Below are 11538 nucleotides of genomic sequence, written 5' to 3' on the forward strand. Positions count from 1 at the left end.
TCCCATGTTACGGCATCAACCCCTACTGCGGCGATCCACCGTTAGTCGGCGTGAATGTGAGCACCGTCACCGAGCGAGGTAGCCGATCGGCGCGAGTCAAGTCCCGCCCCCGCCCGGCAGGACACCGCTGCAGCCCTGAACATCCTGCATATGTCTCCCTAAGGGAGTGTCCGGGACCTCTCGATACCCTCCGTACGGCATCGGCAGTGAGACTGTGGCCTGGACCACAATTCTCCTGTAGGGTAACGGCTGTTAGCCCGGGCGGGACGGAAATTGCGCGACGCCCGACCCCAGCTCGACCCCCGTGTCATCCTCGGAGCGACACGGTCACCTCTCGGACACGGGGGTCGAGGACAATAACGAAGGACGGTGCCGCCGTGCAGTCATCACTCATCTCTCTGACCCCCATGGAGAGAGTCCATATCGGGACCCCGGTCGCGGAGGCCGCGGCGCAGGAAGCGGAGCTCCTCGGCGCGAGCCGGGTCTTCGTGGTCTGCAGTGGGACCCTGAACTCCCAGACCGACGAGATCCGACGGGTGATCGAGGCCCTGGGCGATCGGTTCGTCGGCCTGTTCGACGCGGTCCGGCCCCACGTGCCCCGCCAGGACGTCATCGCGGCGACCCTGGTCGCGGCCGAGGCGGATCCGGACATGCTGCTGTGTGTCGGCGGCGGCTCGGCGACGGACCTGACGAAGATCCTCGCGGTGACCCTGGAGCACGGGATCCGCACGACCTCCGAGATGGACGCCTACCACCTGCAGGTCAACCCCGACACCTCGGTGACCGCCCCGAGTTTCTCGGCTCCGAGCATCCCCGTGGTGGTGGCCCCCACGACGCTGGCCGGAGGCGAGTTCAACGCGCTGGCGGGATCAACGGACGAGGAGAGCAATGTCAAGGAGGGGTACGTCCATCCGGCGATGACCCCGCGGGCCGTCATCCTCGATCCCGCGCTCACCCGGCACACCCCGGAATGGCTGTGGCTCTCGACCGGGGTGCGCGCTCTCGACCACGCCTTCGAGACCCTGGGGTCACTCGAGTCGAACGGGTACTACGACGGGATGGCGATGAACGCCATCCGCCTGCTCTCCGAGGGCCTCGTCCGGGTGAAGGAGAACGGCGATGACCTGGAGGCCAGGCGGATGTGCCAGGTCGGAGCCTGGTCGTCGATGGTCGCGATCGTCGCCGGCCTGGACATGGGTATCAGCCACGCGGTCGGGCATGCGCTCGGAGGGTCGTTCAAGGTCCCGCACGGACACACGTCCTGCGTGATGGCGCCGTTCGCCCTGGAGTACAACCGGGAGGTCAACGAACATCGCCAGGCGCTGATCAGCGTGGCGTTCGGCGAGCCGCAGACGCCCGCGCACGACCTCGCCGACGCGCTCATCAGGCGGCTGGGCATGCCGCGGTCGCTCACCGAGGTCGGACTGTCCGAGGACGACCTGTCGAGCCTGGCCGCGTACACCTTCAAGGACATCTGGTGCGGGACCAACCCGAACCCGATCGCGGACGCCGACGCGCTGGTCCCCCTCCTGCGTCGCGCGCTCTGAGCGAGGACACGGGCCAGCGACCCCGCGTGATCCGGCCCCCGTGTCGTCAGTGGCGACACTGGGGCCGTTTCTCGTCGGGGTGCGCGGGGGCGACGGCGCCACCGGGGCCACCTCGTCCGCGCCACCGCGGACCCCTCACCTGCGCCTGAGAATCCCGTCGACGATGTAGTCCACGTAGGTGGAGACCAGGGAGTCGATGTCGTAGTCGTCCCGCAGCCACCAGCTCACGCCGTTCATGAGGTCCAGGATCGCGACGGCCGCACGCATCGGGTCGTCGACGCCGAACTCCCCGGCGCGGATGCCCGCGGCGATCACGTCGCGCACCCGTCGCTGGTAGTACTTGCGGTACTCGACCACGCGGTCACGGTGTTCCCGCGTGAGCGCGGAGAGCTCCCGCAGGCTCACCAGATGCTCCACCCGGTTCACCGCGAGGTGGCGCAGATGGACGTCGATCAGGGCGGTGAGCCGCTCGGTCGGCGTTCCGGCCTCGTCGAGGACGAGCAGATTCTCCTCCACGGGCACACGGGTCATCTTCAGCGCGATCGCGTAGAGGATCTCCTCTTTGGAACCGAAGTGGTTGTACAGGCTGGCACCCTTGATCCCCACCGAATCGGCGATACCGCGCATCCCCGCCGAGTGGTAGCCCTGCTCGGCGAAGTACTCGGCCGCCGCGGCCAGTATCGCGTCGCGTCTGCTGGGCTCGGTGTTCAGCGTCTCAGTCCTTTGCGTGCAGGCGGCGCAGCTCTCTCTTGAGTAGCTTGCCCTGGGGGTCCGTCGGGAGCTCGTCCACGATCGTGATCACCTTGGGGACCTTATATCCTGCGAGCGCCGTCTTGCAGTGCTCTCGCAACTCCGGGCCCGACACGTCGCTGCCGTCGACGGCGATGACGAACCCGGTGACGGCCTCGGACCAGTACTCGTCCGGGAGTCCGACGACGGCGGCACGCGCCACCCCGGGGTGCGCCTGGAGGACGCGCTCGACCTCCTGGGAGGACACGTTGTATCCCCCTGTCTTGATCATGTCCTTGTTGCGGTCGAGGAAGAACATGTTGCCCTCGGCATCACGTCGGACGATGTCGCCGGTGTGGAGCCACCCGCCGTCGAGGACCGCGGCGGTCTTCTCGGGATCCTTGTAGTACCCCGCCATCACCGACGGGGTGCGGCACAGGAGCTCCCCGCTCTCGGACTCGTTCCCGTCGGCGTCGACCACCTTGACCTCCAGATGGCCGACGGGCTTTCCGATCCAGGTGGGGTCCTGCCCGGGAACGTCCTCGAGTTGCTTGAACCAGCCGACCGACCCCAGCTGGGTCAGCTCCGACTGGCCCCAGTAGGTTCCCCAGATCGACCGCGGCGCGGCGCGGTGCCAGGCGTCCACCGTTCGCGGGGAGACCTGCCCCCCGTAGGTCAGGCACCGCTCGATGGTCCCCACCGCGTCGGGCCCGAAGTCCGGATGGTCCGCCAGCGAGATGAAGAACGTGGGCGTCTGGGCCAGGACCGAGATCTGCTCCGTCTTGATCATCGCCAGCACGTCGGCGGGCGCGAGGCTGGCCGGCAGGACGAGTGTCGCGCCCAGAAGGATGAGCGAGGTCAACGAGCCGATCCCGGCGATCGTGTGGAACGGCATGACGAAGAGCCAGACGTCGTCGTCCAGGCATCGCAACCCCCACGTGTACGCGGGCGAGGTGGAGATGAGGTAGTTGCGATGCGGCAGCATGACCCCTTTGGGGGCCGCCTCGGTCCCGCTCGTGTAGACGATCATCGCGAGGTCGAGCTCGTCGACGTCGCATCCGGGCTCCGTGTCCGGGGACGAGTCGAGGAGACGGTCGAAGTCGTGACACCCCGCGTCGTCGGTGGAGCCGGCGTCCGTACCGTCGGATCCCATGCCGTCGGTCCCTGTTCCGTCCGGCGCCGTGGCGTCGAGGACGATGATCGCGGTCCGGTGTCCGGAGTCGCCGAGCGCCGCCCGGACGACCGGGAGGAACTCCGCGGCGACGACGACGGCCGCGGGTTCCAGGTGGTCGAGCTGATGAGCCACCTCTCCCACCCCCAGCAGCACGTTGATCCCGGAGTAGGCGGCCCCGATCTTGAGGGCTCCGAAGTAGGCGATCACCGACTCGACACGGTTTCGTGCCATCACCGCGACCCGGTCGCCGCGCGTCACGCCGAGTCCGAGGAGCATGTGAGCAGCCCGGTTGGCGCCACGGTCGAGCTCACCGTAGGTGGTGACGGTCCGCCCGCCACCGGGGGCGTAGGAGACGATCGCGGCTTTGCCGGCCCGACTCTGCGCGTGACGCCGGAGCTGATCACCGAGGGTCGCCCGTCCCAGGAGGGCGGACTGCGTGGAGGTCAGGCACCGGTCCGTGGTGCGACCGTCCCCCGGGTTCTGGCGGGACTCGGGGGCACTCGAGGGGACTCGAACCGGCTGTTCCATGATTTCTCACTCTCCCGCGGCACTGACCGCCGTTAGTATGATCTGGCTCATACTTGCATCGCTAACGGATGTGGTCAACCCGCTCTCGCGGGCAGACTTCGCATCTCCTCGCCGACTGATGTCAATCCCTTGGCCTTGGGGCTAACTACTGTTAGCCTGCGACGTATGACCACAGTCACTGAATCGGACCGTCGCCGCCTCCGTTCGGCGGTCCGCGCGGGCAACGTCCCCACCCTCCTCGCCGTCCTACTGGAGCTGACGGCCGACGAGCGGTGGATGGCACCCCGCTATCAACCCACCCGCAGCCGGGGCATGGACGACAACGCGACCGGGGGTCTTCCGGACGAGATCCAGGCCGAGATCCAGGACGCGGTGGTCGTCGCGGTCGAGCGCTGGTGGGAGTCGGGGAGGCCTCCCCGGCCGGAGGTCGGGCACTCGGACGTCGAGCGGCTGCTCAACTTCACCTGCGGCGAGACCGTGCCGCCGGACTTCGCCCCGATGATGGCGGAGATCGTCAACGGGCCGCGGATCGCGCCGGCTGCCGCCGCACCCGACGAGCGCCTCCACGCGATCGTGATCGGCGCCGGCATCGCGGGGATGTTGGCCTCGGTGGAGCTCACCCGTGCCGGCATCCCCCACGTGATCCTTGAGAAGAACGACGACGTGGGCGGTTCCTGGTGGGAGAACCGCTATCCCGGAGCCGGGGTGGACACCCCCAGCCACCTTTATTCGATCTCCTCCTTCCCCCACAACTGGTCCACGCACTTCGGCAAACGCGACGAGGTCCAGGGTTACCTCGAGGCCTTCGCGGAGGCGAACGACATCCGTCAGCACGTCCGGTTCCGCCACGAGGTCACGCGCGCGCAGTTCGACGAGCCGGGGCAGTCCTGGCGCGTGACGGTGCGTCGGCCCGACGGTGTATCGGAGGTCCTGGAGGCACCGATCCTCATCAGTGCGGTCGGCCTTCTCAACCGCCCCAAGGTCCCGAACCTCCCGGGAATGGAGGGTTTCCGGGGTCGTCTCTTCCATTCCGCCGAGTGGCCGAGCGAGCTCGACGAGCCGGACGCCCTGCGGGGCAAGAGGGTGGGCATCGTGGGGGCGGGCGCCAGCGCGATGCAGATCGGCCCGGCCATCGCCGACCGGGTCGGTTCCCTGACGGTCTTCCAACGTTCACCGCAGTGGATCGCCCCCAACGACGACTACTTCGCGACCATCGATGAGGACGTGCACTGGCTGATGGACCACGTCCCCGGGTACCGGGAGTGGTACCGCGCCAGGCTGTCGTGGATCTTCAACGACAAGGTCTACCCCACCCTCCAGGTGGACCCCGAGTGGCCGGAACCGAGCGCCTCGATCAACGCGACCAACCACGGGCACCGCAAATTCTACGAACGCTACCTCCGCGATCAACTGGGCGACCGCGACGACCTCATCGAGGCGTCACTGCCGGACTATCCCCCCTTCGGCAAGCGGATGTTGCTGGACAACGGCTGGTTCGCGATGCTGCGCAAGCCCCAGGTCACGCTGGTCCCCCGCGGGGTCGAGGAGGTGACGCCCTCCGGACTGGTCGACTCCGACGGCGTCGAGCACGAGCTGGACATCATCGTCATGGCGACCGGCTTCCACAGCGTGCGGATCCTCTACCCGATGGACATCGTGGGCAGATCGGGGCGCTCCACCAGGGAGATCTGGGGGGACCACGACGCGCGCGCGTATCTCGGGATCACGGTCCCCGATTTCCCCAACTTCTTTATCATGACCGGGCCCAACACGGGCCTGGGCCACGGGGGCAGCTTCATCACCATCCTGGAATGCCAGGTCAGGTACATCATGGATGCGCTACGGCTGATGCGCACGCAGGGCCTCGGCACGCTGGAGTGCCGCAGTGAGGTCAACGAACGCTACAACGACGCCGTCGACCGGCAGCACGCGCGAATGGTGTGGACCCATCCGGCGATGGAGAACTGGTACCGCAACCCGGACGGTCGCGTCGTGTCGGTGCTGCCCTGGCGCATCAACGACTACTGGGCTATGACCAACCATGTCGACCCCTCGGACTTCCATACCGAGCCGGTCCGCGACGGGTCGGCGCAGGCCGCGACCACCGGGTGGTGAGCGTGCCGGATGGGGCTGCCGGGAGCCCCCACGGCGGGCCCCTGGCGGGACTCCGGGTGGTGGAGATGGAGGCGATCGGCCCACTACTGCACGCCGGGCTCATGCTGGCCGACCTCGGCGCCGAGGTGATCCGGGTGGTGCGACCCGTCCCCGTGGGGGCCGACGACGGCAACGACGACGCGAACGCGGGGATGCTCCGGGGCAGGACCGAGCTCGCGGTCGACCTCGCCGAGGCGGACGGACTGAGGCGACTGCGGGACCTCGTGGGGAGAGCCGACGTCCTGATGGAGGGGTCCCGCCCGGGAACGATGGAGAAACTCGGTCTCGGCCCCGACGTGTGGCAGCGGGAGAACCCGGGATTGATCTACGGCCGCATGAGCGGCTGGGGTCAGGAGGGACCGCTGGCCGGCGTGGCCGGACACGACATCAACTACCTCGCGCTGTCAGGCGCCCTGGGGCAACTCGGCCCGGCCTCCGGGCCGCCCACACCACCGCTGAACCTCGTCGGCAACTTCGGCGGAGGGTCGATGTTCCTGCTGGTGGGAATCCTCGCGGCCCTCCACGAGCGGCAGCGGACGGGCCGGGGCCAGGTCGTGGACGCGGCGATGGTCGACGGCGCCGGTTCCCTGACGGGTCTGGTCCGATCGTGGCAACACTCCGGGCGATGGTCGTCCCGCCGGGGCACCAATCTCCTCGACGGCTCGGCACCGTTCTACCGGGCCTACGAGTGCGCCGACGGCGGGTTCGTCGCGGTGGGAGCGCTCGAGGACGTGTTCTATGACCGCGTCGTGCGGGGTCTCGGGCTGGATCACGCCGACCTGCCGAATCGCTGGGACACCACCAACTGGGACGCGCTGACCGCGCTCTTCGGTCGATTGTTCGCCTCGCGTGACCGCGACGCCTGGGCCGAGGTCTTCGACGAGCTCGACGCGTGCGTCACACCGGTGCTCACACTCCAGGAGGCCACGCTCCATGACCACGCGGTCCGGCGGGAGTCCTTCGTCGACGCGGGGGGCTACCCGATGCCGGCCGCGGCCCCTCGGATGAGCACCTCCCGCGGAGCGGCACCACCTCGAGCGCGGTCGGACTTGGACGCGGTTCTGTCTCGGTGGAGGAATCCGCACCGGGGAGGTCCGTGTTCCCGGTGAACGGCGGTGGCGCCCCGGGCCGACGCCTCCGGCCCGGCGGTCAGACCTCCCGCGCCATCGCCCGCCCGGCCTTCATCCCGGAGAAGATGCATCCGCCTAGGAAGGTGCCCTCGAGCGAGTTGTAGCCGTGGACCCCTCCGCCGCCGAAGCCGGCGACCTCCCCCGCCGCGTACAGACCGGGGAAGGGCTCCCCGTCCGGTCGCAGACACTGGGAGTCCAGCGTGGTCTCGATCCCGCCCAGGGTCTTGCGGGTCATGAGGTGCACCTTGATCGCGATCAGCGGGCCACCCGAGCCCGCAGCGGATCCCTTGCCGGCGCCCGAGTCCGCGAGCAGCTTGTGCGGCTTGGCGATGCGGGTGAGCTTGTCGGTGAGCACCCGGCGAGAGTTGTGGATGGCCTGCACCTGCGCGTCCTTGGCGAAGGGGTTGTCCATCTGGCCGTCCATCGACAGGACGAACTCACGCACACTCTCCACGTCGAGCTCGGGCTCGTCCTCACCGACCAGCTCGTTCATCCCGGCGACCAGCTCCTCCAGGGAGTCGGCCACCACCCAGTCCACGCCCTTCTCGGCGAATGCGCCGACCGACGCCGGGAGCCCCTTCTTGGCGCGGGACAGGAACTTCTTGACCATTTTGTCGGTCATCTCCGGATTCTGCTCGGAACCGGAGAGCACGAACTCCTTCTCCGCGATGGCCGAGTCCAGGACGAACCACGAGTAGTCGTACCCGGTCCGGCGGATGGCCTCGACGGACGCGGTGGTGTGGAACCCCGGGAACAGCGGCACCGGCATGCGCGCGCCGGTGGCGTCCAACCACAGCGTCGACGGGCCCGGGATGATGCGGATGGCGTGCGAGGGCCAGATGGGCGCGAAGTTGGCGACCCCTTCCGTGTAGTGCCACATCCGGTCGCGGTTGATGAGATTCGCCCCGGCCGTGCCCGAGATCTCGAGCATGCGGCCGTCGACGTGCTCCGGGACCCCCAGGATGAGGTCCCGGGGCGCCTCTCCCATCCGGTCCGCCGGCCAGTACCGGCGCACCAGATCCGGGTTGCCGCCGATCCCGCCCGAGGACACGAGCACCGCGCCGCCGCGGAACTCGAAGGTGCCCGTCTCCTCGCGGGGGGAGGACACGCCCCGGTCCAGATCGCACGGGACCAGGGTGGCCCCGCGGACGCCGACGGCCCGCCCGTCCTCGACCACGATCTCGTCGACCCGGTGTCGCACCGCGAAACGCACCAGGCCCTCGGCGGCAGCCGCACGAACCGGCTCCTCGAAGACCCGAACCACCTCCGGCCCGGTGCCCCAGGTGACGTGGAAGCGCGGGACGGAGTTGCCGTGGCCCCCCACGTCGCCGCCACCACGTTCCGCCCAGCCGACGGTGGGGATGATCCTGAGCCCCAGCGCGTTGAGGTACGTCCGCTTCTCCCCCGCCGCGAACTCCACGTACGCCCGCGCCCACCGACGGGGCCAGTGGTCCTCCGGCCGGTCGAAGGCGGCCGACCCGAGCCAGTCGCGCCACGCCAGGTCCAGTGAGTCGTGGATGCCGATGCGCCGCTGCTCGGGGGTGTCCACCATGAACAGCCCGCCGAGCGACCAGTAGGCCTGTCCGCCCAGGTTCTTCTCGTTCTCCTGATCCACCACGAGGACTTTCTTGCCCGCACGGCTCGCCTCGTAGGTGGCCACCAACCCCGCCAGTCCGTGACCCACGACGATGATCTCGGGCTCGAACCCGGGTTCGGGGGCCGGGAGCGGCCCGGCGTTGGCCGCGGTCGAGGCGGACGGCGGCGCGTACGAGGGGTAGACGGGGTGGACGGGGCGGGCCTCCCCGGCGGTGCGGTCGGGGCGCGACGAGAAGTTGGTCATGAGTCCAGTGTGCCGGGTCACTCCAGGAGATGACGGAGATACCGCTCGGGCGCCGCGAGATATCGGCGGTAGTGGTCCACCATCGCCAGGTCCTCCCAGCGGCGACGGTGCATCCCGTCCTCCGACAGCTCGTACACTGCGGCTCCCGGCACGGAGGCCAGGATCGGCGAGTGGGTGGCCATGAGCACCTGGGTGCTCCGACGGTCGGCGAGGTCGAGCAGCAGCGCGACCAGGCGGAGTTGCGCGTCGAAGGACAACCCCGCCTCCGGCTCGTCCAACACGAACAGCCCGCCGCCGGTGAACCGTGAGTCCAGCAGGTCCCAAAACGCCTCGCCGTGGCTGCGCGCGTGGAAGTCCTGCCCCGGTCCCGTCGACTGCAGGTAGGTGAACAGGCCGTGCATGGTCTCGGCCCGCACGAAGTACCCCCACCGGGGCGCCCCGCCACCGCGCACCAGACGCAGCGCGTCGTGTAACGGGGACTCCGACGCCCACGTCGAGTTCCGGGCGCCGGTGGACCCGCCCTCGGCGTTGAGACCGAACGCCATGGCCACCGCCTCGATGATCGTGGACTTGCCGGACCCGTTCTGCCCCACCAGCACGGTGAGGGTCTCCAGCTCCAACCCGTCGCGCGCCAGAGCGGACACCGCGGGTACCGAGTACGGCCACTCCCCCACGGGCGGAACGAGACCGGGGTCCACCGTGACGCGGACCAGCGGCCGCGGGTCCAGCACGCCGTCTCGACTCACGCGGCCACGGTACCGTTACCGACATGCGGATCCACCAGATGAACTGCGGGACGTTCGCCGGACGGATGCCCACCCGCGTGCTGCTGGTGGAGACCCCGGGGGGACTGGTGCTGGTGGACACCGGCATCGGACTCCGCGACATCGCGGACCCCGCCGCCCGGCTGGGCCCGATGAGACATGCGATGCGGCCCCGACTGGACGCGGATGAGACGGCGTACCGACGCATCGAGGCGATGGGGCTGGACCCCCGCGAGGTACGCCACATCGTGCTCACCCACATGGACTTCGATCACATCGGCGGTCTCGCCGACTTCCCAGAGGCGCAGGTCCACGTGTCCTCCGAGGCTCTGACGTGGGCGGCGCGCACCCCGCGCTGGATCGAGCGGCGGCGGTACCGGCGTGCCCAGTGGGCGCACGGGCCGGACTTCGTCGAGTACACCTACGGGACCGACCGGTGGGAGGGCTTCCGGGTGCACCCCCTCGACCGGGTCCTCGAGGGGATGATCCTGGTGGACCTGCCGGGTCACACCGTCGGACATGCCGGGGTCCTGGTGCCGGGAGATCCCCGGGACCCGGGCGAACTCGACGTCCTGCACGCCGGGGATGCGTTCTACCTGAGGGGCCAGATCGACCCCTCCGTCGGATACCCCAGAGCGGTCGCGGTCGCAGAACGCACCCTGTCGCTGGTCCCGTCGGCAGTGGACCTGACCCACGCGCGCCTCGCGGCGCTGGCCGGGCGTCGGGGCGCGGACCTGCGTGTGGTGTGTGCCCACGACCCGGCGGGCCCGGGAGGCGTGCCGGGGTGAGGATCCGGGACACGGCCTGGACCCCCGCCGCGCGCACCGATCCTGACCGGGACCTGCCGGCGCGGGCGGCCGCGGTCGCCGACCTCATGCGGGGCCGGAACACCACGATCCTCACCGGCGCGGGGATCTCCACCCCCTCCGGGATCCCCGACTACCGCGGCCCCGACTCCCCCGCCCGGACGCCCATGACGTTCCAGCAGTTCGTCGGCGACCCCGGGTTCCGCCGCCACTACTGGGCCCGCAACCACCTGGGCTGGCGACACATGGAGGCCGCCCGCCCCAACGCGGCCCACGCGCTGCTGGCCGACTGGGAGCGCCGTGGGCTGGTCAACGGTGTCATCACCCAGAACGTGGACCTGCTCCATCTCAAGGCCGGCAGCCGCCGGCTCGTGGACCTCCACGGCACCTACGCCGTGGTGACGTGCCTCGACTGCGGGCTACGCCAGAGCAGGTGGGCACTGCACGAGGAGCTCGACCGCCTCAACCCCGGGTTCGCGGAGCGAGTGGCCACACGCGGCGCCATCGAGGTCGCCCCGGACGCCGACGCCGTCCTCGCCGACACCTCGGACTTCCGCATGGTGGACTGCCGCCGGTGTTCGGGAGTGCTCAAACCCGACATCGTCTACTTCGGGGAGAACGTCCCGGCGCACCGCGTGGCCGAGGCCAACGACCTGGTCGACGGGTCCGACCTCGTCGTCGTCGTGGGGTCTTCTCTCACCGTCCGGTCCGGGTACCGGTTCGTGCGGCGTGCGGTGACCACCGGCACGCCCGTGGTCGTGATCAACCGTGGCCATACCCGGGCACACGCGGAGGCCACCCTGACGATCGACGGCGACTGCGTGGAGGTGCTCGCGCTCGTCGACAATGCGTTGTAGAGACCAGGC

The 11538-nt window shown here is 69.6% G+C and carries 9 protein-coding genes; 5 read left to right on the forward strand and 4 right to left on the reverse strand.

Annotated features, from left to right (window positions below; genetic code table 11):
* Window positions 1-377: 377 nt before the first annotated feature.
* Window positions 378-1547 (forward strand): iron-containing alcohol dehydrogenase, encoded by a 1170-nt coding sequence (locus tag H483_RS23325; RefSeq protein ID WP_017835672.1) that lies wholly within the window; start codon window positions 378-380, stop codon window positions 1545-1547.
* 135 nt (window positions 1548-1682) lie between these two features.
* On the opposite strand, the gene H483_RS23330 is transcribed toward H483_RS23325, so the two are convergent.
* Both H483_RS23330 and H483_RS23335 read right to left on the reverse strand, forming a co-directional pair.
* A complete protein-coding gene (locus H483_RS23330) occupies window positions 1683-2258 on the reverse strand; it encodes a TetR/AcrR family transcriptional regulator (RefSeq protein WP_042328846.1) in 576 nt (191 codons plus the stop codon).
* Between the two features lie 4 nt (window positions 2259-2262).
* Window positions 2263-3978: a class I adenylate-forming enzyme family protein gene (locus H483_RS23335; RefSeq protein WP_017835674.1), complete on the reverse strand. Its 1716-nt coding sequence runs from the start codon at window positions 3976-3978 to the stop codon at window positions 2263-2265.
* 165 nt (window positions 3979-4143) lie between these two features.
* On the opposite strand from H483_RS23335, the gene H483_RS23340 reads away from it, so the two are divergent.
* Window positions 4144-6093, forward strand: coding sequence for an NAD(P)/FAD-dependent oxidoreductase (locus tag H483_RS23340; RefSeq protein ID WP_017835675.1), 1950 nt, complete (start codon window positions 4144-4146; stop codon window positions 6091-6093).
* Complete coding sequence (locus tag H483_RS23345) at window positions 6090-7241, forward strand: CaiB/BaiF CoA-transferase family protein (RefSeq protein WP_042328896.1); 1152 nt, start codon at window positions 6090-6092, stop codon at window positions 7239-7241. The genes H483_RS23340 and H483_RS23345 overlap by 4 nt, the downstream gene beginning before the upstream one ends.
* Before the next feature lie 40 nt (window positions 7242-7281).
* On the opposite strand, the gene H483_RS23350 is transcribed toward H483_RS23345, so the two are convergent.
* The gene (locus tag H483_RS23350; RefSeq protein WP_017835677.1) at window positions 7282-9102 is read right to left on the reverse strand and encodes an FAD-binding dehydrogenase; all 1821 of its coding nucleotides are present in this window, start codon (window positions 9100-9102) and stop codon (window positions 7282-7284) included.
* A gap of 17 nt (window positions 9103-9119) precedes the next feature.
* The gene (locus H483_RS23355; protein ID WP_238556211.1) at window positions 9120-9848 is read right to left on the reverse strand and encodes an AAA family ATPase; all 729 of its coding nucleotides are present in this window, start codon (window positions 9846-9848) and stop codon (window positions 9120-9122) included.
* A 23-nt stretch (window positions 9849-9871) separates the two neighbouring features.
* Here H483_RS23355 and H483_RS23360 point away from each other — a divergent pair, with 23 nt between their 5' ends.
* Complete coding sequence (locus H483_RS23360) at window positions 9872-10654, forward strand: MBL fold metallo-hydrolase (protein WP_017835679.1); 783 nt, start codon at window positions 9872-9874, stop codon at window positions 10652-10654.
* A complete protein-coding gene (locus tag H483_RS23365; RefSeq protein ID WP_017835680.1) occupies window positions 10651-11529 on the forward strand; it encodes a Sir2 family NAD-dependent protein deacetylase in 879 nt (292 codons plus the stop codon). The genes H483_RS23360 and H483_RS23365 overlap by 4 nt, the downstream gene beginning before the upstream one ends.
* The last annotated feature ends 9 nt before the right edge of the window (window positions 11530-11538 follow it).

The organism is Dietzia sp. UCD-THP (assembly GCF_000349585.1).
Classification (GTDB): domain Bacteria; phylum Actinomycetota; class Actinomycetes; order Mycobacteriales; family Mycobacteriaceae; genus Dietzia; species Dietzia natronolimnaea_A.

Excerpts from the sequence above, each read along its gene's own strand:
- H483_RS23335 (WP_017835674.1), bottom strand. The coding sequence starts at position 3,978 with ATGGAACAGCCGGTTCGAGTCCCCTCGAGTGCCCCCGAGTCCCGCCAG.
- H483_RS23340 (WP_017835675.1), top strand. The coding sequence starts at position 4,144 with ATGACCACAGTCACTGAATCGGACCGTCGCCGCCTCCGTTCGGCGGTC.
- H483_RS23350 (WP_017835677.1), bottom strand. The coding sequence starts at position 9,102 with ATGACCAACTTCTCGTCGCGCCCCGACCGCACCGCCGGGGAGGCCCGC.
- H483_RS23360 (WP_017835679.1), top strand. The coding sequence starts at position 9,872 with ATGCGGATCCACCAGATGAACTGCGGGACGTTCGCCGGACGGATGCCC.